General features: G+C 38.9%; 25 protein-coding genes. 11 read left to right on the top strand and 14 right to left on the bottom strand.

Annotated features, from left to right (window positions below; all coding sequences use genetic code 11):
• Window positions 1-7 precede the first annotated feature (7 nt).
• Complete coding sequence (sov, locus tag GO621_RS00250; RefSeq protein WP_157563607.1) at window positions 8-7,042, top strand: T9SS outer membrane translocon Sov/SprA; 7,035 nt, start codon at window positions 8-10, stop codon at window positions 7,040-7,042.
• A gap of 75 nt (window positions 7,043-7,117) precedes the next feature.
• Here sov and GO621_RS00245 read toward each other — a convergent pair whose 3' ends face one another.
• A complete protein-coding gene (locus GO621_RS00245) occupies window positions 7,118-7,693 on the bottom strand; it encodes a hypothetical protein (protein ID WP_157562727.1) in 576 nt (191 codons plus the stop codon).
• Between the two features lie 297 nt (window positions 7,694-7,990).
• On the opposite strand from GO621_RS00245, the gene gcvH reads away from it, so the two are divergent.
• From gcvH to GO621_RS00220, 5 genes are all read left to right on the top strand, one after another.
• Window positions 7,991-8,371, top strand: a complete 381-nt coding sequence (gcvH, locus tag GO621_RS00240; protein WP_157562725.1) for a glycine cleavage system protein GcvH — start codon at window positions 7,991-7,993, stop codon at window positions 8,369-8,371.
• Complete coding sequence (locus tag GO621_RS00235; RefSeq protein ID WP_157562723.1) at window positions 8,371-8,763, top strand: VanZ family protein; 393 nt, start codon at window positions 8,371-8,373, stop codon at window positions 8,761-8,763. The genes gcvH and GO621_RS00235 overlap by 1 nt, the downstream gene beginning before the upstream one ends.
• Window positions 8,764-9,003: 240 nt before the next feature.
• Complete coding sequence (locus GO621_RS00230) at window positions 9,004-9,219, top strand: FeoA family protein (RefSeq protein WP_157562722.1); 216 nt, start codon at window positions 9,004-9,006, stop codon at window positions 9,217-9,219.
• 6 nt (window positions 9,220-9,225) lie between these two features.
• A complete protein-coding gene (gene feoB / locus GO621_RS00225; protein ID WP_157562719.1) occupies window positions 9,226-11,343 on the top strand; it encodes a ferrous iron transport protein B in 2,118 nt (705 codons plus the stop codon).
• Between the two features lie 16 nt (window positions 11,344-11,359).
• Window positions 11,360-11,974 carry a SprT-like domain-containing protein gene (locus GO621_RS00220; RefSeq protein WP_317163354.1) on the top strand — a complete coding sequence of 205 codons (615 nt, stop codon included), beginning with the start codon at window positions 11,360-11,362 and terminating at the stop codon, window positions 11,972-11,974.
• A gap of 15 nt (window positions 11,975-11,989) precedes the next feature.
• Here GO621_RS00220 and GO621_RS00215 read toward each other — a convergent pair whose 3' ends face one another.
• The 12 genes from GO621_RS00215 to pdxA form a co-directional block, all read right to left on the bottom strand.
• On the bottom strand, window positions 11,990-12,535 hold the full coding sequence (locus GO621_RS00215) for a dihydrofolate reductase family protein (protein WP_157562717.1): 546 nt from the start codon (window positions 12,533-12,535) through the stop codon (window positions 11,990-11,992).
• Window positions 12,536-12,639: 104 nt separating this feature from the next.
• Window positions 12,640-14,022, bottom strand: coding sequence for a LutB/LldF family L-lactate oxidation iron-sulfur protein (locus GO621_RS00210; protein ID WP_157562716.1), 1,383 nt, complete (start codon window positions 14,020-14,022; stop codon window positions 12,640-12,642).
• Between the two features lie 94 nt (window positions 14,023-14,116).
• Window positions 14,117-15,691, bottom strand: coding sequence for a M28 family peptidase (locus tag GO621_RS00205; RefSeq protein ID WP_198170086.1), 1,575 nt, complete (start codon window positions 15,689-15,691; stop codon window positions 14,117-14,119).
• A 19-nt stretch (window positions 15,692-15,710) separates the two neighbouring features.
• The gene (gene rpiB / locus GO621_RS00200; protein WP_157562712.1) at window positions 15,711-16,136 is read right to left on the bottom strand and encodes a ribose 5-phosphate isomerase B; all 426 of its coding nucleotides are present in this window, start codon (window positions 16,134-16,136) and stop codon (window positions 15,711-15,713) included.
• Between the two features lie 44 nt (window positions 16,137-16,180).
• Complete coding sequence (gene tatC, locus GO621_RS00195; protein WP_157562710.1) at window positions 16,181-17,056, bottom strand: twin-arginine translocase subunit TatC; 876 nt, start codon at window positions 17,054-17,056, stop codon at window positions 16,181-16,183.
• Window positions 17,057-17,131: 75 nt separating this feature from the next.
• Window positions 17,132-18,475 (bottom strand): acetyl-CoA carboxylase biotin carboxylase subunit, encoded by a 1,344-nt coding sequence (gene accC, locus GO621_RS00190; protein ID WP_157562708.1) that lies wholly within the window; start codon window positions 18,473-18,475, stop codon window positions 17,132-17,134.
• Between the two features lie 72 nt (window positions 18,476-18,547).
• Window positions 18,548-19,027: an acetyl-CoA carboxylase biotin carboxyl carrier protein gene (accB, locus tag GO621_RS00185; RefSeq protein ID WP_157562706.1), complete on the bottom strand. Its 480-nt coding sequence runs from the start codon at window positions 19,025-19,027 to the stop codon at window positions 18,548-18,550.
• 81 nt (window positions 19,028-19,108) lie between these two features.
• Window positions 19,109-20,098 (bottom strand): beta-ketoacyl-ACP synthase III, encoded by a 990-nt coding sequence (locus GO621_RS00180; RefSeq protein WP_157562703.1) that lies wholly within the window; start codon window positions 20,096-20,098, stop codon window positions 19,109-19,111.
• A gap of 7 nt (window positions 20,099-20,105) precedes the next feature.
• Complete coding sequence (gene plsX, locus GO621_RS00175; protein WP_157562700.1) at window positions 20,106-21,044, bottom strand: phosphate acyltransferase PlsX; 939 nt, start codon at window positions 21,042-21,044, stop codon at window positions 20,106-20,108.
• Between the two features lie 14 nt (window positions 21,045-21,058).
• Window positions 21,059-21,250, bottom strand: a complete 192-nt coding sequence (gene rpmF / locus GO621_RS00170; protein WP_157562698.1) for a 50S ribosomal protein L32 — start codon at window positions 21,248-21,250, stop codon at window positions 21,059-21,061.
• 20 nt (window positions 21,251-21,270) lie between these two features.
• Entirely contained in the window at window positions 21,271-21,801 is a 531-nt protein-coding gene (locus GO621_RS00165; RefSeq protein ID WP_157562695.1) for a YceD family protein, read from the bottom strand.
• A gap of 192 nt (window positions 21,802-21,993) precedes the next feature.
• Window positions 21,994-23,049, bottom strand: coding sequence for a 4-hydroxythreonine-4-phosphate dehydrogenase PdxA (gene pdxA, locus GO621_RS00160; protein WP_157562693.1), 1,056 nt, complete (start codon window positions 23,047-23,049; stop codon window positions 21,994-21,996).
• A gap of 96 nt (window positions 23,050-23,145) precedes the next feature.
• On the opposite strand from pdxA, the gene rsmA reads away from it, so the two are divergent.
• Window positions 23,146-23,916 (top strand): 16S rRNA (adenine(1518)-N(6)/adenine(1519)-N(6))-dimethyltransferase RsmA, encoded by a 771-nt coding sequence (gene rsmA, locus GO621_RS00155; protein WP_157562690.1) that lies wholly within the window; start codon window positions 23,146-23,148, stop codon window positions 23,914-23,916.
• A gap of 47 nt (window positions 23,917-23,963) precedes the next feature.
• Here rsmA and GO621_RS00150 read toward each other — a convergent pair whose 3' ends face one another.
• Entirely contained in the window at window positions 23,964-24,332 is a 369-nt protein-coding gene (locus GO621_RS00150) for a hypothetical protein (protein ID WP_157562688.1), read from the bottom strand.
• Between the two features lie 274 nt (window positions 24,333-24,606).
• On the opposite strand from GO621_RS00150, the gene GO621_RS00145 reads away from it, so the two are divergent.
• The 4 genes from GO621_RS00145 (at window position 24,607) to greA (ending at window position 26,718) form a co-directional block, all read left to right on the top strand.
• Entirely contained in the window at window positions 24,607-24,846 is a 240-nt protein-coding gene (locus GO621_RS00145) for a hypothetical protein (RefSeq protein ID WP_157562686.1), read from the top strand.
• Window positions 24,830-25,123: a type II toxin-antitoxin system RelE/ParE family toxin gene (locus GO621_RS00140; RefSeq protein ID WP_157562682.1), complete on the top strand. Its 294-nt coding sequence runs from the start codon at window positions 24,830-24,832 to the stop codon at window positions 25,121-25,123. The genes GO621_RS00145 and GO621_RS00140 overlap by 17 nt, the downstream gene beginning before the upstream one ends.
• Window positions 25,124-25,158: 35 nt before the next feature.
• Window positions 25,159-26,106, top strand: coding sequence for an NAD(P)-dependent oxidoreductase (locus GO621_RS00135; protein WP_317163353.1), 948 nt, complete (start codon window positions 25,159-25,161; stop codon window positions 26,104-26,106).
• A 138-nt stretch (window positions 26,107-26,244) separates the two neighbouring features.
• Window positions 26,245-26,718 carry a transcription elongation factor GreA gene (gene greA / locus GO621_RS00130; RefSeq protein ID WP_157562677.1) on the top strand — a complete coding sequence of 158 codons (474 nt, stop codon included), beginning with the start codon at window positions 26,245-26,247 and terminating at the stop codon, window positions 26,716-26,718.
• Window positions 26,719-26,724: the final 6 nt, after the last annotated feature.

Here is a 26,724-nt window from a genome sequence, read left to right as displayed (position 1 = left end):
CAGAACGATGATGTGCGGAGTGTGTTATGTTATAGCGTTAGGCTGTAATATAAAAGTTTTTGCCCAGCAAGCATCAACAAGCTCAACTAAAAGTGATACTGTAAAAGTACAAACACCTGATATTGCCAAAGAAAGCAGGAGCAGCCAGTTAAGGCAGGGTTATTTTCTTCCTGATCCTCCCAACCTGGTTAAAACAGTAGAATATGATGCAGCTACCAACCGCTATATTTTAACAGAAAAGGTAGGTAATTTTCTTTATCGCCCACAACGCTACCTTACTTACCTGGAGTATCTGAAATTAAAACAAAGCGGCGAAATTAAAGAGAACTGGAAACAGCTATCAGATAAATATGCCAAAGATTCTCAGCAGCCAGGTTTTATCCCGCAAATTAAAGTGAGAAGCCAGACTTTTGAAAAGATTTTTGGAAGTGATGTGATCGACATCCGCCCGCAGGGATCGGCAGAAGTAATTTTTGCCGGGCAGATCAACAAAAACGAAAACCCGCTTTTTAATACCAGGCAACGCAACCAGGGCAGTTTTAATTTCGACCAGCGGATCCAGATGAATGTTACCGGTTCTATCGGTGATAAATTAAAAATCTCGACTAATTATAATACCGAAGCCCAGTTTCAGTTTGAAAACCAATTAAAATTGGATTATACCGGAAAGCCGGACGAGATTATCCAGAAAATAGAGGCCGGAACAGTAAGCATGTCTTTGCCAACTTCGCTTATCAGCGGTAGCCAGGCTTTATTTGGTGTAAAAACAAAAATGCAGTTTGGAAAGCTAAATGTAACAAGTATTTTTTCTCAGCAACGTTCCCAAAGCCGCCAGATTACTATTTCTAATGGTTCTCAGCAAGGCAACTTTAACCTTTCCCCTTCTGATTATGAAGCAAACCGACATTACTTTTTATCGCAGTATTTTCGCAATAACTACAATAAGGCACTGGCTAATATTCCTATCATCAGTTCAAACATTAACATTACCAAAATAGAAGTTTGGGTAACCAACAGAAGCAATACCACGAAAGATTCGAGGGATATACTTGCTTTTCTGGATTTAGGGGAATATACTCCTTATAATACGTCTTTAGTTCGCGGCGGCCCGGGTTTTTCTGCTTTGCCTGCTGGTTTTCAAGGCCCAGGCTTTACGCAACAGTCAAACAATTTATTACAAAACCTGCCTGCCGGTGCCCGTTTAACCAATTCAAATGATGTTGCTAATTATTTCCAGTCCACCGGACGAACAGATAATTACGGCAAACTAACTTATGCCAGAAAGCTAACGGCAACCGAGTTTGTTCTGCATCCGCAGTTAGGCTACATTTCTTTAAATTATCCTTTAAATAATGATGAAGTATTAGCCGTGGCGTATCGTTATACTTATAATGGAACCGAATATCAGGTGGGAGAGTTTTCTACCGATATTCCGGTTGATGCAGCAACGCCTAAAGTTCTATATACTAAATTGTTGAAGAACGAATTGTTAAAAACCAGTTTACCAACCTGGGATTTGATGATGAAAAACATCTATACTTTAGGTGCTTATCAAATCAGTCCGAATGACTTTAAATTAACTATTGCCCGGTTAGATGATAAATCAAGTATCGAGAAACCGGTAATGGGCGAAGGGCAGAAAACAACCGGAAAACTTTGGATACAATTAACCGGTTTGGATAATTTAAACCAGCAAAATGCCAAACAGCCGGATGGTTATTTTGATTTTTTGGAAGGGATAACGATTGATTCGCAGAACGGACGTATTACTTTTCCGGTTGTTGAACCTTTTGGTGCTGATTTAGCCAAACAATTTAACCCTGTAACTGAGCAGGATTTGATAAGCCGCTATGTTTATCAGCAGCTTTATGATTCTACTAAAACAATTGCACAGCAGTTTTTTCCGCAATTAAACCGTTATGTTATCCGCGGTACTTATTCTTCTCAGGCTGGTTCCGAGTTTCAATTAAATGCTATTAATATTCCGCAAGGTTCTGTTGTGGTTACGGCCGGTACTTTACGGTTAACAGAAGGGTCTGATTATACAGTTGATTACAATATCGGCCGGATTAGGATTATTAACCAGGCTTTGTTAACCTCTGGCCAGCCAATTAATATCAAATTAGAAAGCAACGAATTGTATGGCATCCAGCAAAAATCGTTGTACGGTTCCAGGTTTGATTATAAAATGAACAATAAGCTCAACTTAGGTGCAACCGTAATGCATTTAACAGAACAACCGATCACCCAAAAAGTAAGTGTTGGCGATGAGTCTATTTCTAACACAATTTATGGGTTTGACGGAACTTATAGTTCATCCTCCAGGTTATTGACCCGTTTGGTTGATAAATTGCCTTTCATTTCAACCAAAGCGCCTTCATCTGTTAATTTTAGTGGCGAGTTTGCACAATTGCTGCCTGGCCATCCGGCTGCATTAAATTTTGCCGGTTCTAATGGAACAGCTTATCTGGACGATTTTGAAAACAGCAGTTCTTTAATTGATATAAAAAGCGCAGTAAACTGGCAGCTTTCGGGTACGCCGCAGTTATTTCCGGAATCACAGTTGGATAATGATTTGTCTTATGGCTACAACCGTGCGCGTTTGGCTTTTTACAATATTGACCCGATTTTTTATAACCGCAGCAATTCCCTGGCGCCCCCTTTGCCAGATTCAAGAAATGAACTATCAAACAATTATGTTCGCGAGGTTTTAGAACAAGAAGTTTTCCCCTATAAACAAAGCATTACCGGCCAGCCTTTAAGTTTGCCAACATTAGACCTGGCTTTTTATCCCAAAGTTCGCGGCCCGTATAATTTTACTACAACTGGTGTTAATAATGATGGTTCGTTACAAAACCCGCAAAGCAGGTGGGGCGGTATTTTCCGCAGGATGGACAGTAACGATTTTGAATCTTTAAATGTGCAGTACATTGAATTCTGGCTTTTAGACCCCTTTATTAATAAAACTGCTTCTACCGGTGGCGATCTGTATTTTAACCTGGGCAGTATCTCGGAAGATATTTTAAAAGACGGCCGGAAAAGCCTGGAGAATGGTTTGCCTGCCGATGGTGATATATCAAAAGTAGATGAAACGGTTTGGGGAAGGATACCAAAACTACAGCCTGTAGTACAATCTTTTGATAACGACCCGGCAGCAAGAACATTGCAGGATGTAGGTTTAGACGGGATGGCAGATGCAGACGAACGGCAAAAGTATGCTCCTTTTATCCAGCAAATTCGTACAACTTTAAGCCCTACAGCATTTTCGCAAATTAATAACGACCCTTCTTCTGATGATTATCTGTATTTCCGAGGGGCACAATACGATGAATCTAATGCCGGAATTTTGCGTCGGTACAGCCAATATAACGGAACAGAAGGCAACTCAAAAACAACGGAACAATCCAAAGCACAACTTGGGCTGGATAATTCAGCTTCTACTTCATTGCCTGATGGGGAAGATGTAAACCGCGACAATAACATGAGCCAGGCAGATGAATACTTTCAGTACAAAGTTTCTATCAGGCCACAGGATATGATTGTAGGACAAAATTTTATTGCTGATAAAGTAACTTCCCAGGTTAAATTAGCTAACGGAAATACACAAGCTGTTACCTGGTACCAGTTTCGTGTGCCTATAACAAGTTACCAGTCTAAAGTTGGCAATATTGAGGATTTTAAAGCAATTCGTTTTATACGGATGTTCATGACTAATTTTGCAGATACTTCCATTTTGCGTTTTGCAAGGCTGCAACTGATACGCGGCGAATGGCGTGCTTTTAATACTGAAAACAGTACAGCCAATATCATTGCAGATCCGGCAATTGTAAACCCTTCTTTAGATAATTCTACTATTGATGTATCTACCGTAAACATTGAAGAAAACGGGAACCGTACGCCAATTCCTTATGTAGTACCGCCCGGAATTACCCGCCAGCGCGATTTTAATAATTATAATACCAATACCCAATTAAACGAGCAGGCGCTGCAAACAACCGTTAAAAACCTGCGTGATGGGTATTCTAAAGCTACTTTTAAAACTTTTTCTAATGATTTGCGCCAGTACAAAGAGCTGGAAATGTTTGTCCATGCAGAAGGAGTACAATTACAAAACGGAGACGTAAGCGCGTTTATACGTTTAGGTATCGATTATATAGACAATTACTACGAGTATGAAATCCCTTTACAGATAACACCAACAGGCACGCGGGACCCTGACGCCATTTGGCCTGTATCTAACCGACTTGCTTTGCAACTCTCTTTACTTACCAGTGCCAAAACAGCACGTAACAATGCGAGGTTAAACGGTACACCCTGGCCTTTAAATGTTCCTTTTACTTATACCGATGGTGTTAACCGGATAACGATAAAAGGACAGCCGGATTTAAGCAGGGTAAGAACAATTATGCTTGGTGTGCGTAACCCTTACAAAGGTAATTCCCCTCCGGGAAAAGACGATGGTTTGGATAAATCAGCTATTGTTTGGTTTAATGAATTAAGGCTTACCGGGTTTAAAGAACAAGGGGGTTGGGCTGCAACCGGCAGGTTTAATGCTAAGCTGGCAGATCTGGCCGACGTAAGTATTTCGGGCAGTAAAAGTACTATTGGTTTTGGTACTTTAGATTCGAGGATTAGCGACCGGAGCCTGAGTGATAATCAATCGGTAGATGTTTCGGCCAATGTAGAACTCGGCAAGTTTTTTCCAACAAAATCAGGAGTTAAAATACCAGTTTACGTTAATTATTCTAATCAGAAAATTATACCGGAATACGACCCTGCCTCTCCGGATATCGACTTAAAATCAGAACTGGCACAGGTATCAAAAACTAAAAAAGATTCTATCCTGAATGCAGCAGAGGATTATACCGTTAGAAAAAGCATCAACTTAACCAACATCCGTAAAGTAAAAACAACCCCAAATGCTAAAAGCCACATTTGGGACATAGAGAACCTGAGCGCTACTTACGTTTATACGCAATACGATCACCATGATTTTATTACAGAAAATGCTTTTCAAAAAACTTATGTGGTTGGCTTAAATTACATTTATAACAATCAGCCTAAATTTTACAGTCCGTTTCAAAAAATAATCAAGAACAATATGCTAAAGCTGTTTCAGGATATAAACTTCAGCCTGTTGCCATCAAGGTTAAATTTCAGCATCAACTTAAACCGTTTTTATTCTGAAAATACTTTACGCAATAATGATCCTGAAAATTATATCCCGATAACAACTACTTATAATAAAAGCTTTTTGATCAATCGGGTTTATGGTATTGGATGGAACCTTACTAAATCCCTGCAAATGGACTTTGATGCTACAAATTTAGGCGTGGTTGATGAACCTGCAGGAAGGATAAACGGTTTAAAAGCTGATACGCTGTGGAACAACCTGAAAAAATTAGGCCGGACTACTAATTACACGCATACCATCAACTTTAACTATACTACGCCAATTAATAAAATTCCCGGCTTAGACTGGATCAGTATGGTTATGCGTTACAGTACGCAGTTTAACTGGAATTCGCAGGCGTTATTTTCGCTGCAGGACCCAACTTTAAATGTTGGAAACACCATCCAAAACTCACGTACTATACAACTTAATCCGGTGCTTAATTTTACAGGTTTGTATAATAAATTTCCGGTTTTACGCAAAGCCAACGTAGCAGGCAAAGGCGGATTGGGTAATTTATTATTACAGATTTTAACCGGTGTAAAAAACATAAGCGGGACTTACACGCGCACAGAAGGAACATTTTTACCGGGTTATTTACCAAAGACCAAATTTTTGGGAGAAGACCTGAATTATAATGCACCAGGCATTGGGTTTTTATTAGGCAGCCAGGCTGATATTCGGAGCCGTGCCATTTCAAATGGTTGGATTACTACGGATACGTTGCAAAATCAGCTCTTTACAAAAACGCTAAATGAGGATATGCACTTGCGGGGCGTATTAGAACCTTTTCCGGACCTTAGGATAGAACTGATTGCTTTTCGTACACGTAACCTGAATTATCAAACTAACTTTAAATTCTCACCTGTAACTAATGAAATAGAAAACCTTAGCCCGATAACTTCCGGTGATTATAGTATTTCTTATTTTACCCTGCCTACCGCTTTTTCTAAAACTTCAGGCATCAATAACACCTCGGCTGTTTTTCAAAAGTTTTTAGATAACCGTGCCGTAATTTCACAAAGGTTAGGAAGGCAAAACCCAAATTCAACCCATACTGTAACTAATGGATTTGCTGATGGCTACAGTGCTAACGATCAGGATGTATTAGTACCGGCTTTTTTGGCAGCTTATTCGGGAAAAGATGTAAATAGTATAAGTGTAGGCGGTTTTCCGAAAATCCCGATCCCAAACTGGGACATTAAATACAACGGATTAAGTAAAGTACCTTTTTTAGCCGATTTTTTTGATTCTTTTGATATTAGTCATGGTTATCGTTCTTCGTACAGTGTTAACGGGTTTAACACTTTGCTACGCTACTCTGAGGCAAACGGGGCAGTAAATGTTCGCGATGCAAACAATGATTTTTTACCTTTATATCAGTATGCACAAATTACAATTTTTGAGCAATTTGTGCCTTTGCTTGGTTTCAATGTCCGTTTTAAAAACAGCATGACAACCAACTTTGAGTATCGTAAAAGCAGGGCACTTAGTCTAAGTTTATCAAACAGTCAGTTAACCCAGCAGAACGAAAGCAACCTGGTGTTTGGTTTTGGTTATCATACCACTAATTTTCGTTTTCCTTTTGGCTTGTTCAGCAATTTGCAACTTAAAAATGAGATGACTTTTAAAATGGATTTTGCTTTAACAGATAATAAAACAGTGATTTACAGGCCAGATGTACAGGAAGCCGATATTTCATCAGGTGCCAAAAACATTACCGTTCGGCCTTCTGTAAATTATGTAATTAACCAGCGCTTTAACCTACAGTTGTTTTATGATTCTAATATTACCAAGCCTTACACATCCCAATCTTTCAACACTGCTTTCACAAATTTTGGGGTTAACTTAAAATTGTTGTTCCAGTAATTGCTGATTTTAGGTGCATAAAAAAAGCATGCCTGTTTAAGAGCATGCTTTTCGTATTAAATAAAATTGTTAGAACTATTTTACATCATTTCTAACTTTTCTTGCTGTAGCTTTTCCTGGCAAATAAACCTGGAAACCGAAGTTTAAGCTTAAATTGTTAGTATAAGTATTGCCACCAAAACCTACGATACCATTGTATTTAAGTAAAGTCTCTAAACCGATGCTTGGTGTAACAAAATAAGCGAATCCTGGACCTACTCCAAAACCTAATCCATTGGTTGATCCACCTGCAATTGGGTTATCGCCCTCAAAACCAACATTAGCTTCTCCGAAAAAGCGGCCATGTTTAACTATTTCTGTTCCCGCTCCAGAGTAAATCCTGCCTAAAGCACCAATACCATAGTTAACGTCTGTACCCTTTCCTTTTGTGGTTCCAACTCCAAAACTTGCATAACCACCTAATGCAACATTATCTTTAATAAACCAAGCTGCTCTTGGAGATAGAGTACCGGTAAAACTGGTGGGATTATCCAAGCCTAACTGTAAGTTTGCCAGATCTCCGCCAATTAAAACATTGCCTTTTTGAATTTGTGCTTTTGCAGAAAATATCAACCCAAACAATGCTAATGCTGCTAATGTAATCTTTTTCATAGTAGTAGTTTTTTATTTTTTAGTACTGTATACAATAACTATACTAAAATTCAAAAGTTTTTATTTTTATTAATTTGTTAATCGAAAATAATATTTAGATGACTTTCTGTAAGGGAAAAATAAATGCTTCTATTGCATAGCGAATTGATTTATAGGAAATAGAATGACGATAAATCTAATACTGTTTTTATCGCCCTAAATTTTAAAATGTCTTATTATTTAGACAATATTCATTCTTTTAAATTTAAGTGTTCAGTTTCTAATGCTGTTTTTTGTTATTTTTGAGAAAAAAACAACATGAATTTTCCTTTAGAGTTAAAATACACCAAAGATCATGAGTGGGTTAGGGTTGAGGGCAATACTGCCTATATTGGCATTACAGATTTTGCACAGCACGAACTGGGCGATATTGTTTATGTTGATATCAACACCGTTGGCGAGCAGGTTGCCAAAGAAGGTATATTTGGTACCGTTGAAGCGGTAAAAACAGTTTCTGATTTATTTATGCCCGTTAGCGGAGAAGTTTTAGAAGTAAATACTGATTTGGATGCAAACCCCGAACTGGTTAATTCTGATCCTTTTGGCAAAGGCTGGATGGTTAAAATTACGATAACAGATACAGCAGAACTCAATGAGCTTTTATCTGCCGAACAATACAAAGCATTGGTAGGCGCTTAATGCAAAAACTATTAAAATATCAATGGCTTACTTTATTGTGGGCCTTATTTATTCTAATAATTTGCTGTGTTTCTTTAGGCAAAGCAGGCGAATCGCACTTGTTTTTTAAAGGCTTTGATAAGCTTACCCATACGGGTTTGTTTTTTGTGCTTACGGTACTTACTTTTTACGGGCTGATACGTAAACAAGGACATTTCAAATTTTCTGCTGCTGTTTTTATCAGCATAATTTTGATCATGTTTTTGTTTGGAGGATTGATAGAAGTTTTGCAACTCAAAGTGTTTACTTACCGAAGCGCAGAATGGGCCGATCTTTTTTGTGATCTTTTGGGTTCGTTAATGGCAATTTTTAGTGTTTTAGTTACTACTTATGCGGTATCAAAAAGTAAATAAGCTTCTTTTAGCACTGTTTTTTTGTGCTTCGCTGTCCTTCTCTTCCTGCGGTTTATTTAAAAAGAAATGCAACTGCCCGCATTTCCGGTACGATTCCTTTCAGCAAAAATAGCACTGCTTTTATTTGCTGTTCCTCAATTTTTTACCTGTAAAAGAAGCATGTATATTTACACAAAGATTATTAAATCTTATTTGGATTTAATTTAAATAAGGTATAGCTTTACACTATAATTTGTATTCATGAAGCTTTCGCAATTAACAATAGGCAAAAAAGGTATTATCAAAGAATTTACTGATCTGGAAATGTCTGTTAAATTAATGGAAATGGGTTGTTTGCCAGGCGAAGAAATCAGCATACAAAGGGTTGCACCGTTGGGAGACCCAATTGCGGTCAACGTTTCCGGTTACCAGTTAAGTTTGCGCAAACGCGAAGCATCTACCATAATATTACAATAATTTGAGTTGAAGGCTGATTTAAAAGTTGCATTAGTAGGAAACCCTAACACTGGTAAATCCACGCTTTTTAATGTTCTGACCGGCCTCAATCAAAAAGTTGGCAATTTCCCTGGTGTTACGGTTGATAAAAAAACCGGCTTCTGTAATTTAAGCGATGGCCGCCGTGGCGAAATTATAGACCTTCCGGGCACGTACAGTTTGTACCCAAAAAGCAAAGACGAATCTATCGTTTTTTCTGTTCTGGCCGATCATTCCAATCCTCACCATCCTGATCTCGTAATTGTTGTTTTAGATGCATCTAATTTAAAACGAAACCTGCTGCTTTATACACAGGTTGCAGATTTAAAAGTTCCGGTTATTGTGGCCTTGAACATGATGGACATGGCCAAAAAATCAGGACTGGAAATTAACCTCAACCTGCTTTCAAAAAAATTAGGCGTTCCGGTTGTTCCCATTTCTGCCCGTAAAGCCGAAGGAATTGACAAGCTAAAAGAAGCAATCAGTTTTGCAAATCGTTTTGCTTTGCAGGAAGATACAATTGATGTAGAGCAGTTAGCTCCGGAATTAATCAGTAGTATCCGTGAAGAAATCAAGGTTGATAACAATTATTTCGCGTTACAATTAGCTCATCAGCATGAACATCTTCCGTTTTTATCGCCACAGCAAAGCGACCGAATTGAAAATTTAGAGCAAGAATTCTCTTTTCACTCTCAAAAATCGCAGGCTACAGAAACCATTGCCCGTTATAATTTTATTAACGATGTGCTGTTTGATGTTGTAACCCGAAAAGATCATTTTGCTGAAGAAGAAAGTTACAGCAACAAAATAGACAAAGTCCTTACCCATAGAATTTTCGGTTTCGTTATTTTCTTTGCCATCCTGATGTTCATTTTCCAGGCCATCTTTTCCTGGTCAGCTTATCCAATGGCACTGATCGAAAATTTATTTACCTGGCTAACTTCCATCCTTCACAAAACACTTCCTGCTGGTCCGCTAACCAGTTTATTGCTTGATGGTGTAATTGCCGGTTTAAGTGGCGTACTGGTTTTCATCCCGCAAATCGCTATTCTTTTCGCTTTTATTTCGATTCTGGAAGATACCGGTTATATGTCGCGAGTTACGTTCATGATGGATCGCATCATGCGTAAAGTAGGTTTAAACGGAAAATCTGTTGTACCGCTGATTGGTGGTTTTGCCTGTGCCGTTCCTTCCATTATGAGCACGCGTACCATCGAAAACTGGAAAGACCGCATGATTACCATTATGGTTACGCCTTTAATTACCTGTTCTGCACGTTTGCCGGTTTATACTTTGCTTATTTCGCTGGTTGTACCCAACCGTAATATCTGGTGGGTTTTTAATTTGCAGGGAATTGCCATGATGGCCATGTACTTGTTTAGTGTTGTTTCGGCAGTTATAGTTGCCTGGGTTTTTAAACTGATCTTGAAAAGCCGGGAACGCGGTTACTTTATTATGGAATTACCCGTTTACCGTATGCCACGTTGGAAAAATGTTGGGCTAACGATGTACGAAAGATCAAAAACGTTTGTAATCCAGGCTGGAAAAGTAATTATTGCCGTTTCTATTATTTTATGGGTGATGGCTTCGTACGGGCCGGGAAAACGGATGGAGCAGATTGACCAGAAATATAGCAATGCTTCTTTTACCGGCAAAAAATCAGCAGTAGAATTAGAACATTTGAAAGCAACCGATAAGCTGGAAAATTCTTATGCCGGTATTTTGGGCCATGCTATAGAACCTGCAATTCGTCCTTTAGGTTTTGATTGGAAAATCGGTATCGCTTTAATAACTTCTGTTGCTGCACGCGAAGTTTTTGTAGGAACGATGGCAACCATTTATAGTGTTGATGGCAATGCTGATAAATTGGATTCTGTGTTGGATAAAATGAAACATGCCCGAAATCCTGAAACCGGTTTGCCCGTATTTACTTTTGCAGTTGCCATGTCGCTCATGATGTTTTACGCTTTTGCCATGCAATGCGCCAGCACCGTTGCGGTTGTTTATCGGGAAACTAAAGAATGGAAATGGCCGGTAATTCAGTTTACTTACATGACTGTTCTGGCTTATGCAGCCAGTTTTATTACTTTCCATTTGTTAAAATAATTCACGATTTTACAGCGTGGATAAAACCGAGATTTTAAAGCAATACCTTCCCGATGCTGCTGCACCGGTAATTGCAAAATGGATTGATTATTTTCAGTGCGAGTTTAAAGTTTCCCGCAACCGTGGAACTAAATTTGGCGATTACCGTTCGCCTTTTGATGGAAAAGGACATCGTATTTCGGTTAATTATAACCTGAATGCTTACGCTTTTTTAGTTACAACCGTACATGAATTTGCACATTTATACACCTGGGACCAGCATCAGCATAAAGCAAAACCACATGGAACTGAATGGAAAAGCAACTTTAAAAGAATGATGAAACCGTTTTTTGATCTGGAGATTTTTCCTCCGGATATTAAACGCGCTATCAGCAATTATTTAGATAATCCGGCTGCTTCAAGTTGTTCTGATCTGACGTTATTTCGCGCTCTTAAAAATTATGATGTAAAAGAAGCATTGGTAATTTCCGTAGAAAAAATTCCGGCTAACGGTTTATTTAAATGGAAAGACGGAAGGGTTTTCCGCAGGGAAGAACTTTTGCGGAAACGTTATCGCTGTGTGGAAGTAAGTACCAACAGAGTTTACTTGTTTAACCCGGTTGCAGAAGTGGAACTGGTGAAAGCAAGTTAGAATTTAGAAATCTTCTCACATATCTAACATACTTAAATCGAACTTTGGCGGAATAATATATTTTAATTGAATTAAACCACTGGAATATACATGACTGTCGATCAACATTAAATCAACTTTATCTTTTACATTTTGAAATAATAGTTTTCCGCCGCCTAAAATTAACGGATGTACAGAAATTAAAAATTCATCCACTAAGTTTTCTGCCATAAAAGAAGCAACCAAACCGGCGCCTCCAAACAGCCAGATATTCTTGCCTTCCTGCTCGCGGAAGTCCTGCACAAAAGACACAAAATTAGCACGGCGGATAATTTTGATACCAAAGTGTTCATCCGGAACAAGCGTATCCGAAAAAACATAAAGGGTTTTATCTTCAAAAAAACCTAAACCAACCTGTAGGATCAGCTCGTAACTTTTTCTGCCCATAAACAAAGCATCGGTATCTTCAGAAAACTCTGTTAAGCCGTAATCCTGGTCGTTTAAACACCAATCAATTTCACCGTGCGGCCCTTCAATGAAACCATCTAAACTGGTAGCAATATTGAGTGTAATTTTGCGCATATAGTTTTTGTTTTTGAGGAAGATGAATGGTTATGGTTGATAGTTCATAGCTGATAGTTTATGGTTAATAGTAGCGGGCAATGAACCATGAACTATCAACTAATCTATTCTTCCTCGTTTTTTTCCTGCCATTGCTGACTGAAAGATTTTTGTGCTACTTCGGGCATTTCCCGTAAATGTCCCCAAGTGTTTTTAAAAAGAAATTTTAAAAAGAAATTTTTGGTTTTGCCATTGAAGTAATCGGTTAATTTCCTACTTAACATTCCTCTTTTCCAAATTGCCCAACCCCATTTTTCTTTGATCGGACTAAGGTCACTTTTAACAGCATCCCTCCGGTTTAGCAGTAGCATTTTATGCAGATCAATTTTTACGGGACAAACTTCGGAACATTTACCACACAAACTGGAAGCATAACTTAAATGCTTAAACTCTTCCATTCCCTTCATGTGAGGCGTAATGATAGAACCGATAGGGCCGCTGTAAGTGGTTTCGTAAGTATGGCCGCCAATGTTTTTATAAACCGGGCAAGCATTTAAACAAGCCCCGCAACGAATGCAGTATAAAGCCTGCCGCTGGTCTTTTTGTGCTAATAAATTTGTTCTGCCGTTATCCAGTAAAATTACATACATTTCTTCTGGTCCGTCGGTTTCATTGGATTGTCGAGGGCCGCTTAAAATAGAATTATAAACGGTTAGATTTTGACCGGTTCCGTGTGTGGAAAGCAAAGGCCAGAACAAATCCAGATCAGTTAGAGAAGGAATCATTTTTTCGATCCCAACAATGGCAATATGGATTTTTGGGAAAGTAGTACACAAACGTGCATTGCCTTCATTTTCGGTAATGGCGATGCTTCCGGAATCGGCAATTAAAAAGTTAGCGCCCGTAATACCAATATCGGCATGAACATATTTTGCACGGAGCAATTCCCGTGCTTTAAGCGTTAATTGTTCTGGTGTAGCATCTATAGGCGTACCAAAACGTTCATTAAAAAGTTTGGCAATATCTTCTTTGGATAGATGCATTGCCGGTGTAACAATATGATATGGTTTTTGACCAAGCAATTGTACAATATATTCGCCCAGATCGGTTTCTAAACTTTCTATATTGTTTTCTGCGAGAAATTCATTTAAGTGAATTTCTTCCGTAACCATCGATTTAGATTTGACTACTGTTTTTGCACCTGATTTTTGGATAATATTCAGGATTTCTTTAGTCGCTTCTTCTGCATCATTTGCCCAGATTACTTTACCACCGCGGCGCTGGAAGTTAGCTTCAAACTCAGGCAATAATTTGTCTAAGTTTTCCATTACTTTCCATTTGATTACATGTGCTTTGCGCTTGGCATTTTCCAGGTTTGCCAGTTGGGTAATCCCTCTCGCAACGGCTGCATCATATTTACCAATATTATAATTGATAATACTGCGGTGCCTTAAATCAAAAGCTTTAACTTCAGCATTCGCAATAAAATCTTCAGCGGTTTTGGTCATGCTGTAAAATTAAGGATTTAGCTTTTAACGCACCATCAGGTTGCTTAATTGCTGCTTGCTAATTTTTATGTGGTAAAAACAGTATCGCTTTTACTTATTGTTGTACTTGTTCGGTTTTAACATCTACCGCAGGCCGTTCATCCCGGTTGGCTAAATTCCAGCCGGTGTAAAAAACCAGTTGCGCGCGTTTTACCAACATTGGGAAGTTGATCTTGCTTACTTCGTCGCTTGGCTGGTGGTAATCCTGGTGTTCGCCATCAAAATAAAAAATAATTGGAACGCCATGTTTAGCAAAATTATAATGATCAGAACGATAGTAAAAACGGTTTGGGTCGTTCGGATCGTCGTATTTATAATCCAAATCCAGCTTGGTGTACTTGTTGTTCACTTCCTCGGTAACTTTACGCAAAGTAGTACTTAGCATAGCAGAACCAATTACATAAACATAATTTGATGAATCAGCTTTTCCCTGATATTCGTAACCTGTACGGCCAATCATATCAATATTTAGATCGGTAATAGTACGGCCTAAAGGAAAAACCGGATGATCGGTATAATATTCTGAACCTAACAAACCTTTTTCTTCGCCCACATTTCCTAAAAATAAAATACTTCTGCGCGGGCCATGCCCTTCTTTTTTAGCCTGACTAAAAGCGCGTGCAATTTCAAGGATCCCGGTAGTGCCGGAACCATCATCATCTGCACCATTGTTTACTTTATCCGTTCCGCTTTTTGTTAAACCAATATGATCATAATGGGCTGAAAATACCAGGATTTCGTCTTTCAGTTTCGGATCTGCACCTGGTAAAAATCCTACCACATCAACTGCCTTTGCAGGTTTTGTTTCTGTGTGATAACTGATTGCAAAATCTGCTTTTAATGCTTTGACCGGAACATTTCCTTCTGCCGATGCTTTTTTTAGCTGGTCAAAAATTTGTCCGGATGCTTTTACCAATTGATCTGCAATAGCTGTAGTTACATTGATAACCGGAGCTTGCTGTTGGGCCCGTACTGCATTTTCTTTTTTTAGTGCTAAAGTGCTGCCGGTATAACTTGAACCAAAACGTTTAAGTACATCTGCAATGCCTGCATTTACGGCTATAATAGCAGCAGGATGCTTGCTCTGCAATTCTCTTACAATTTTCGTTCTGGTTGCACTCATCCGGTAACTGGTGTTGGCATTTGTACCGGCTACAGGTTTATCTTCGTTGATCCAAACTAAAACTTTACCGGTTATGTCTGTAGTCCCCAATTCTTCCGGGGTTCCGTAACCAATAAAAACGACATCAGTAACATGTAAAGCTGTGTTGCCAAACATGCCACGCATTAAAAAATCTTTACCATTTTCAAAAGGTTGATTATTTACTGTGAAGGCAGTTACTTTTAGTGTATTTTCTTCTAACGGAACGTCTAAAAAATAAGAACCATTATTGGGGGCCTGCAAGCCCAGCTTTTTAAACTCGCCTGCAATATAGTTTGCTGCTTTTTCTGCGCCTGGTTTTCCGGTTTCGCGCCCTTCAAAAGCATCTGAAGCGATAATGCTGAGGTGTTTTCTGGCATCATCAACAGTAATATACGTAGCGTATTTTTGTTCAACTGGGCTTGTTTTTTGTGCCTGTGCACAACTTACCAAAGCTGCCGGAAACAGGCATAACAATATTTTTTTCATGTCTAAATTCTCTTTAATCTTAACAGGAGATTTTGTTAACGCGGTTTGCATGGCGGCCGCCTTCAAATTCGGTGTTTAAAAAAGTTTCGGTAATTTCCTGTGCTTCTTTTATCGATATAAATCTTGCAGGTAAACAAAGTATATTGGCGTTATTATGTTTCCGCGCCAGGCTTGCCAGTTCTGTATTCCAGCAGATGGCAGCACGAATGCCTTGGTGTTTATTTGCAGTGATGGCAATGCCATTTCCGCTACCGCAAATCAATATTCCTAAATTAAATGTGCCGCTTTCTACTGCTGAAGCAACAGGATGGGCAAAATCAGGATAATCTACAGAACCGGCAGAATAAGTACCAAAGTCTTTTATTTCTGCCTCATCATTTAAAAAAGGCCGTAACGCTTCTTTGTATTCAAATCCGGCGTGGTCTGCTCCAAGGGCTATTTTCATTTTTAAAGATTTTTATCACATAAAAACAGTATCAGCATCAACTTTTAAGAAGACATCAACTCGTCGTGCTTTGCCTTACGGCGTTTATCTACTGCTGAGGCAACAAATATACTCGCTTCATAGAGTAAAAATAAAGGGATACTTACCACCGTCATCGTGAGCATATCGGGCGTTGGCGTAACTACGGCAGCAATAATTAAAATAATGATAATGGCATAACGACGGGTCTCCCGCATAAATTTAGCGGTTAAAATACCCAGGTTAGCCAAAATGTAGATTAATATAGGCAGCTCGAAAACGGCGCCTGTTGCAAGGGTTAGCGTGGCCACCGAGGAGATATAAGAATCGATACTAAACAAATTTTGGATGGAATCACTCACATTATAACCCGCTAAGAAGCTGAGCGACATGGCCGTGATTACAAAATAGCCAAATAAAATACCCAGTAAAAACAGCATCGAAGCGTAAAATACAAAACCACTGGCTGCCTTGCGCTCTTTATCATGTAACGCTGGTTTAATAAAAAGCCAAACTTCATACAATAAATAGGGGAAGCCTAATGCAAGGCCAATCATAAAGGATGAATTGATCTGCAAAGTAAACTGCCCGGCCATTTCCGTATTAATTAAATGGATATTGATTTTATCAATACAAAACCCCGGGCGGTGCAGGTAAGCGCCTAATTCACAAAGCATTCGGTACGTCCAAAATGAGGTCTTGCTTGGCCCCATGATAACGGTGTTATAAAAGAAATCAAAGTAGTAAAAAGCCAGACTTGTGAAAATTACAATGGCTATAGCAGAGCGGATCAAATGTTTCCTGAGCACATCAAGGTGATCAAAAAAAGACATTTCTGCCTCCAGGTTAGAGCCTTTTTCTTTTATTGCTTTAAACAGTTTATTATCTTTAAGATCGCTCATGTTACAGTAGAAACAAAAATACCATTCCGGTTAGATTTAGAATGGTACTTACGTTTAAATTTATAATCAGTTTTTTTAGTCTTCGGTATATTCAAAAGTTTCCATAAACTTTGTGGTAAAATTACCAGCCCTGAAGTTCGGGTCTTGTAAAAGTTTAAGATGAAAAGGTATAGTTGTTTTAACGCCTTCAATTACAAATTCGCTTAGTGCACGCTGCATGGTATTTAATGCTTCTTCGCGGGTTTGCGCCACGCAAATCAGCTTGGCAATCATGGAATCATAATTTGGAGGGATAACATAACCCGAATAAACATGTGTATCGACCCGGACACCATGTCCGCCAGGCGAGTGAAAATTCGTAATTCTGCCGGGTGAAGGACGAAAGTTATTTAGCGGGTCTTCTGCATTGATCCGGCATTCGATAGCATGCATGGTTGGTTCGTAGTTTTTTCCGGAAATCGGTACGCCTGCTGCTACCTTTATCTGTTCTTTTATCAGGTCGAAGTTAATTACTTCCTCTGTAACCGGATGTTCTACCTGGATGCGGGTGTTCATCTCCATAAAATAGAAATCGCGGTTTTTATCTACCAAAAATTCTACTGTTCCGGCACCTTCGTATTTTACAGCTTTTGCACCTTTTATGGCAGCTTCGCCCATTTTACGGCGCAGTTTTTCTGTCATGAAGGGAGAAGGCGATTCTTCAACTAATTTCTGATGGCGGCGTTGGATAGAACAATCGCGTTCTGATAAATGGCAAACTTTGCCAAACTGATCTCCGATTACCTGTATTTCAATATGGCGTGGGTCTTCAACATATTTTTCCAGATAAATGCCATCGTTACCAAATGCTGCCCCGGCTTCTGCCCTGGCAGAATCCCAGGCGGCTTCAAACGCTTCATCTTTCCAAACAATGCGCATCCCGCGGCCACCACCACCGGCAGTTGCCTTTAAAATAATAGGGTAACCAATTTTATTGGCTACTTGTATGCCTTGTTTTACATCTGTTAGCAAGCCTTCGGAACCCGGAATAGTGGGCACGCCGGCTTTTTTCATCGTATCTTTTGCGGAGGCCTTATCGCCCATGGCATTAATCTGATCTGCAGTTGCACCGATAAACTTAATACCATATTCTGCACAAATAGCAGAAAACTTGGCATTTTCAGATAAAAAACCATAACCGGGATGAATAGCATCCGCATTGGTTAGTTCGGCTGCTGAAATGATATTTGGAATATTGAGGTAAGAATCTTTACTGGCCGGTGGACCGATGCAAACTGCTTCATCCGCAAAACGGACATGCAAGCTATCGCGGTCTGCAGTAGAGTAAACCGCTACTGTTTTTATACCCATTTCTTTGCAGGTACGGATAATGCGCAGAGCAATTTCGCCACGGTTGGCAATCAATATCTTTTTAAACATTACTTAAATTAGCTTTAGAAAATAATTGCAACAGAAATTACCAATATAAATTTTAGGCCGGTAAAAGAAGCATTAGGCCGGATCTACTAAAAATAAAGGCTGGTCATATTCAACAGGTGAAGCATTATCCACTAATATTTTAACAATACGGCCCGATACTTCTGATTCGATTTCGTTAAACAGCTTCATCGCTTCAATAATGCAAAGCACTTTGCCTGCTTTAATTTCATCGCCAACGTTTACAAAAAGTGGTTTATCAGGCGCAGATGAGCGGTAAAAAGTACCGATCATGGGCGATTTTATGGTGATGTATTTTGAAGTATCTTCTGCTGCCGGCGCGTTAACTACCGGTGTAGTTACAGTTATAGATGGAACAGTAGCAGAGGTTGTAGGTGTTTCTACAGTAGGGGCAGGCGGCGTAAGGGTAACAACAGCAGTTTGTGGCTGGTTTGTTTTAATGGTTATTTTGAAGTCTTGCTGTTCGATAGAAACTTCATTTACGCCTGATTTAGCAACGAATCGGATTAAATCCTGAATCTGTTTAATATCCATACTGGTTGTTCGTTTAATTTAAGTTTGATAATTGTTTGGCAGGCTAATTTATCATTAAATAACAAAAAAGCAGGAATAAAATCAGTATGCCCATTTAATATAGGCAGAACCCCAGGTAAAACCTCCGCCAAAAGCAGCTAAAACCAAGTTGTCGCCCTTTTTTAGTTTACTTTCCCATTCCCATAAACATAAAGGAATAGTGCCGTTAGTTGTGTTGCCATAACGTTCAATATTAACCATTACTTTTTCGGGGCCAACGCCCATGCGGGCAGCTGTAGCATCAATAATACGTTTATTAGCCTGATGCGGAACTAACCAATCTACATTATCTGCTGTCAGGTTATTACGTTCCATAATTTCGGCAGCAGCTTCTGCCATATTAGTTACGGCAAATTTAAATACGGCTTTTCCTTCCTGGTAAACATAATGCTCACGGGCATCAACTGTTTCGTGGCTGGTTGGTTTTACAGAACCGCCCGCTTTTTGATGTAAGTGGCTTATTCCGCTTCCATCGCTGTGTAAGTTAGCATCAATTAACCCGTATCCTTCCAGGTTAGGTTCTAACAGTACTGCACCGCAGCCATCACCAAAGATGATACAGGTAGCGCGGTCCTGGTAATCAATAATAGACGACATTTTATCGCCTGCTACCACCAAAACTTTTTTGTGCATACCGGTTTCTATAAATTGTGCACCTACGGTTAAGCCATATAAAAAACCAGAACAGGCGGCTTGCAAATCAAACCCCCAGGCTTTGGTAGCGCCAATTTTAGCACTAATGATATTGGCAGTAGCCGGAAAGGGCATATCAGAAGTTGTGGTACAAAAAATAAGTAAATCTATTTCTTCTGCACCGATTCCACGCTTTTCGAGCAAACCTTTAACAGCTGGTATGGCAAGATCAGACACACCTAAACCTTCGCCTTTTAAAATCCTGCGTTCACTGATACCTGTTCTGCTTAATATCCACTCGTTATTGGTATCAACCAGGGTTTCCAGTTCCTGATTGGTTAACACATAATCAGGAACGTAACCGTTTACAGCAGTAATTGCGGCATAAATTTTATCCATATCAGTATTAAAGGAAAGCTTTTTTGATTTTTTCAATCAGGCCGGATTCGACCGTATTTTTAGAAAGTAGGACCATACTTTTTATCGCCTCCGGATTAGAAATGCCATGGCCTATAATCACAGGTGCGTTAACGCCTAATATCGGGCTTCCGCCGTATTGCTCGTAGTTAAAGCGGTCAAAAAACTCATCGCGCATCCCTTTTTTCAAGGTAATATCATAAAAGTTTTCTGCCAGTTTTAAAACAACATTTCCGGTAAAACCATCGCAAACAAAAACATCGGCCTGATCTGTAAACAAATCACGGCCTTCTATATTGCCTACAAAATTGAATTGCTTATTTTCTGCCATTAAAGGAAAAGTTGCCTGGCATAGCAGGTTGCCCTTCTCTTTTTCTTCGCCAATATTAATTAAACCAACTTTTGGCTGATCGATATCGTAAAGTGATTCGGCCATCAGGCTTCCCAAAATTCCAAATTGTACCAATACATCCGGTTTGCAATCCGCATTGGCGCCTACGTCTAATATAATTCCGCAGCCGCCTTTTAGTTTCGGGACTATACCGGCAATTGCAGGGCGGATAACACTGGGAATAGCTTTAACGCTAAACATGGCACCTACCAGCATTGCGCCAGTGTTACCTGCGGAGGCAAACGAATCTATTTTGCCTTCTTTAAGCAATTGAAAACCAATACCGATACTTGAACTTGGCTTTTGGGCGATCGCTTTTGTAGGGTGCTCGGCCATGCCGATCACTTCCGTTGTATGAACGTATTCAAAGCAATTTTCATCAAAATGATTGTCGCGGATAATTTTCCGGGCTATCTCCTGGTTACCAATCAAAACTAATTTTTGATCGGGCGATAAAAATTGATAGCTTTCGATAGCCCCTAAAACTACTGCTTCAGGAGCGAAATCGCCGCCCATAATGTCCAAGCCAATCTTCATTTCAGAAAATTAACTTAAACTGCCGCGGTGCGTTCAATTAATAATTTACCGTTAAAGTAAATATTGCCATCTACCGTATAGGCCCTGTGTGGTAAATGTACAGCACCGGTAGTTTTACAAGTAGTTAAAGTTGGAGCTTCAGCTTTGTAATGGGTACGGCGTTTATCTCTTCTGGATTTGGATATTTTTCGTTTTGGATGTGGCATGACTTCCTTTTGTATTTAAATTATTTTATGTTCTTTAACACGGCCCAACGTGGGTCCGGTTCAGTATTCTCTTCCTCTTCTTCGGTTCCCGAAAGCTTATTTAACTTGTCCAACATTTCCTGGTCGCAAAACGGAGTATTGCCTTCGTCATTACAAACACTGATTAAAGGCATGGCCAGGTTAATATATTCATAAATTAAACCAGATAAGTCCAGTTCGTAATCATGCGGTTTTAAAAACATGATTTCATCATCCGTTTCTTCCTGGCCTGCTTCGCCAAACTTCACAATCTGCCTTTCCTGCACATTAACTGTTTCCGGAAACTCAGACAGGCAACGGTCGCACGAACGATCTACCACACCATTGATTTTAAAATCTAAGATCAGCATGGTTTCCTGTTTTTCCAGTTCAACCTGGCAATCCAGCTTTCCTTTTTTAACCAATGAATATTCAAATTCATTAAAAAAAGAATCTGTGATCTCGTAATCAAACTGGTGCTTTCCAAGTTTCAGTCCCTTAAAAGGAATCGAATATGTTTTCAGCGTTTTCAATGAGCGATAATTAGCCTGCAAATTTAGGAAAAATTACACAATCAAAAATAGTTTTTTCAAAATGAAATTTAGGTGGTAAAAGAAGTATTGGTTTTAACCCTTTTATGCTGTAAATAAACCCTGTTTTAACAGCCAATGCTTCTTTTATGCCGATAAAAACAGCATCGTAATATGTGTATTACAATTGATATGTTAATCCCGGTCGCGACTAAGTTTGCTAAATTTAAGTGGGTTTTTTGAAAGTTCTGCCAATTCTGCCCGGTTTTTAACTACATGAATTGCCGTAAATATCGCTTCGCGAAATGAAGTTGCAGAAGCTTGATTTTTACCGGCTATGGCATAACCAGTTCCATGATCGGGAGAAGTGCGGACTTTATTTAAACCAGCCGTAAAATTCACACCCAGATCAAAAACGGTATTTTTAAAAGGGATCAGGCCCTGATCGTGGTACATAGCCAAAACGGCATCAAAATTTTTAAAAGTCCCATTACCAAAAAAACCATCGGCAGGGAAAGGCCCGGCAGCCAGAATGCCTTCGGTGCCTACATGTTCAACTGCCGGTATAATGGTAAGCTGCTCTTCAATCCCAATCAAACCGTTATCGCCGGCATGCGGGTTTAAACCTAAAACAGCAATACGCGGTTTACGGATCCAAAAATCCTGTTTCAAACTTTGGTTCATTAAACGAAGCTTAGACAAGATGCTTTCTATCGTAATCCGTTCGCTAATTTGTGCCACCGGAATATGCCCGGTTACTACACCAACACGCAGTTCGTCACTCACTAAAAACATCAGCGAATCTGTTGCACCACAGCGTTCCTGCAAATATTCTGTATGGCCGGGAAAATTAAAGTTTTCGCTTTGTATGTTGTGTTTATTAATTGGCGCGGTTACCAAAGCATCAATTTTACCTTCAGTTAAATCGTTGGTTGCTTTTTCCAAAGAGATAAAAGCATATTTGCCGCCAGTTTCATTGGCTTCGCCAAAGTTGATTTTTACATCTTCTTCCCAACAGTTAATTAAGTTTGGTTTTTTCGGACTGGCCATTTCTGGCCCGGCAATCACATTAAAACTAAAATCATTCAGGCCGAGGTTTTTACGGTTATAAGAAGCAATTTTAGTGTTTCCGTAAACAATTGGCGTGCAATAATTCATTATGATTGGATCTGCAAGTGTTTTAATAATCACTTCCATGCCAATGCCATTTACATCGCCAATGCTGATCCCAACTTTTATTTTTTCACTCATTTGAGTTTGTTTAATCAATACAAATAAAACATACCAGCGTTAAAGCTGCCATATAAAGCACAAATATGACGTATTTTGTAACAATTTAAGGAGCAAATGCAATTAGTAAAAGCCAAAAAATATTTAGGGCAACATTTTTTAACCGATAAAAATATTGCCGCCAAAATTGTAAACAGTTTAAAAACGGAAGGAAAAGTGCTGGAAGTTGGTCCGGGAATGGGTATTTTATCCGATTTTTTGTTGCAGAAACCCGAACTGGAAGTTTTTTTGGTAGATATTGACGAAGAATCATACCAGTTCCTCCAAAAAAAGTATCCGCAATTGGGAGAAAAATTGATCAATGCAGATTTTCTGGAGATGGATTTTGATGCTGTTTTTACCGGTACTTTTTCGATCATCGGAAATTTTCCGTACAATATTTCCTCGCAGATTTTATTTAAAGTGCTGGATAACCGGAATAAAGTGCCGGAAGTGGTTGGCATGTTCCAGAAAGAAGTTGCCGAGCGTTGCGCTGCAAAACCCGGAAGCAAAGAATACGGCATCGTAAGCGTTTTTTTGCAGGCTTATTACAAAGTAGAATATCTGTTTACGGTAAAAGCAGGCGTTTTTAACCCGCCGCCAAAAGTGCTTTCAGCAGTTATTCGGCTCAGCAGAAATGAAATTAAAGAGTTGGATTGTGATGAAAAACTGTTTTGGCAAGTTGTAAAAGCGGGATTTAACCAGCGGCGAAAAACTTTGCGAAATGCGCTTTCTTCACTCATCAACAAAGAAAAAATGACGGAAGAACCTATGCTGGATTTACGCGCGGAAAGGCTAAGTGTTGCGGATTTTGTTAGGCTGACGAATGTGGTTGCGGAGAATAAATAGACAAATTCTGCTTAATTAAAATAAGACTTGATTTGTTAAACTTGATTCTATATGCTTAAAGGAGTTGATGATAAAAACTCAATCCAATCTTCAACAATAGTTTTAAAATCATTTGTTGGCATTGTGAAAATAGGATCATCAGACGAATTAAAATCTGGTTCATCATATAACTTAACATCATGCTGAGTAATTTCTATTGCAAGTAATGTAAGAGAAATTCCTATTAATTTTTTAGTATTACCTTTACAAACTTTGTTAATTGCATTAAGTAAATCATTAGCTTCTTCTACAGTTCGACTATCTGTAATAAACTGATTTAGATATTTGTTTGGAGAATCTATTCGCTTTACATTTTCATTTAAGAAAATTGTATTGATGAATTTAATATCATATTTATTCAAAAGATTAATATTCATTTTTTGGAATTTGAGTTAAAGATACACTATCCAATTATCTCATCATAAATCCAAACTTAAAACCATTTTAAATTATCCAGTATCTTTGCTTCAAAATCAAAATACTGTGTCCAATCTAATTCAAAAAAAAATCCTAATCGTTGATGATCTCCACCCAGCTTTTGCTCAAGCTGCCAAAAAATTAGGTTATACCTGCACCATCGGTGCTTCTTTTACCGGGAAAAAACGTTAAAGAGTTAACGAACATTCCGTACATTTGGTTAAATGTTTTAAAATGAATATTGAAGCCGAAAAAATCGAATTGCTTAAATTAATTCTGGAAACAGAAGATGAGGCTGTAATTCAGGAAATCAAAAGCGTTTTCAAAAAACAAGAACTTGATTTTTGGAACCAGCTTCCTGATTCAGTGAAAGTAAGCATTAACCGAGGCATAGAAGATGTTGAAGCAGGTCGGACGCAAAAACATGATCAGGTAATGCAGGAATTGAAAGATCGCTATGGCTTTAATAGTTAACTGGTCTGAAGAAGCAAGAGTTCAATTTGAGCTAATTATTGATTTTTTATATTATCGTTGGACAGAAAAAGAAGCAAAGGACTTCATTTTAAAAACTGAAGCTGTTATAAACGTAATTCTTAATCAGCCCTATCTTTATCCGGCTTCTAATCATAACCAAATTAGAAAAGCAGTTATTACAAAACAAACTTCTGTTTTTTACTTAATGCGTAACAAGGAAATATATTTGATTACTTTTTGGGACAACAGGCAGAATCCTGAGCAAAACCCATTTTAAATTATCCAGTATCTTTGTTCCAAAATCAAAATACTGTGTCCAATCTAATTCAAAAAAAAATCCTAATCGTTGATGATCTCCACCCAGCTTTTGCCCAAGCTGCAGAAAAATTAGGTTATACCTGCACCATCGATGCTTCTTTTACCAGGGAAAAAACGTTAAGCATCATTACAGATTACGAAGGTTTGGCCATCAGAACCAAATTTCAGGTTGACAAAGAAATTATCGATGCTGCACCAAAACTGCGTTTTATTGCCCGCGCCGGAGCCGGAATGGACAATATTGACGAAGAATATGCCGATAAAAGAAGCATCATCTGCATTAATGCGCCAGAAGGAAACAGCGATGCCGTTGGCGAACATGCAATTGGTTTGCTGCTTTCGCTGATGAATAATTTCAGGAGAGCAGACATGGAAATCCGCAATGGCAAATGGGACCGCGAAGGTAACCGCGGCTACGAATTAAAAGGCAAAACGGTTGGTATTATCGGTTATGGGCACATGGGACAAAGTTTCGCCCAGAAACTTAGCGGTTTTGGGGTAGAAGTAATTGCTTATGATAAATATAAAACTGGTTTTTCTGATCGTTTTGCACGCGAAGTAAGCATGGAAGAAATTGTAAAACTAAGTGATGTGCTGAGCTTTCATATTCCGTTAACAGCCGAAACCAAAGGAATGGTGGACGATGAATATTTGTTCCATTTCCGCAAACCGATATTTCTGCTGAATACGGCCCGCGGAGAAATTGCAAAAGTACAAGCTATTTTAAACGGACTAAAAAGCGGCAAAATTTTAGGCGCAGGTTTAGATGTGCTGGAAACAGAAAAGTTTCCGGCATTAGCAGAACAAAGCTGGTTTAATGAACTGAAAAATAGCGGCCGCGTGTTGCTTACACCGCATGTTGCTGGTTGGACTTTTGATTCTTACAGGAAAATAAGCGAAGTATTGGCCGAAAAACTGAAAAATTTGGAATTTAAAATTTAAAATTTTTATCTTCGTTTTAATAAAAGCAAGACTATGCAGGTGTGTCCGGTGTAGTCTTGTTTGTTTTTTAGTAACGTTGCATCCTTCTTTTTTGAGGGATGTTTTGGTTTATAATCATCATTAAAAATAAAAAATGTTATGGCAGAAGTTGCTTACTATACGAAAGAGGGTTTAGAGAAATTGAAGGAAGAACTGCAATTTCTAAAAACAGAAGGCCGGGCATCCATTGCGAAAGCAATTGCTGAGGCGCGCGATAAAGGTGATTTATCTGAAAATGCAGAATATGATGCGGCAAAAGAAGCACAAGGTTTGCACGAAGCGAAAATTGCTAAGTTAGGCGAAGTTCTGGCCAGTGCGCGTTTGCTGGACGAATCGAAAATGGATATTTCCAAGGTGCTTGCTTTATCTATCGTCAAAATAAAAAACCTGAAAAATGGTGCAGTAATGCAATATCAATTGGTTTCAGAAACAGAAGCTGATTTTAAAGCCGGAAAAATATCGGTTTCCTCGCCAATTGCCAAAGGTTTGTTAGGCAAAAAAGTTGGCGATAAAACAGAAATTACCGTTCCGGCAGGAAAAATCGAATTTGAAATAATGGAGATTAGCAGGTGATTTTAG

The sequence above is a fragment of the Mucilaginibacter arboris genome (assembly GCF_009754915.1).
GTDB lineage: Bacteria > Bacteroidota > Bacteroidia > Sphingobacteriales > Sphingobacteriaceae > Mucilaginibacter_A > Mucilaginibacter_A arboris.
The sequence above is the reverse complement of the archived record's forward strand: the minus strand, read 5'-3'. Positions and strand labels throughout refer to the sequence as shown.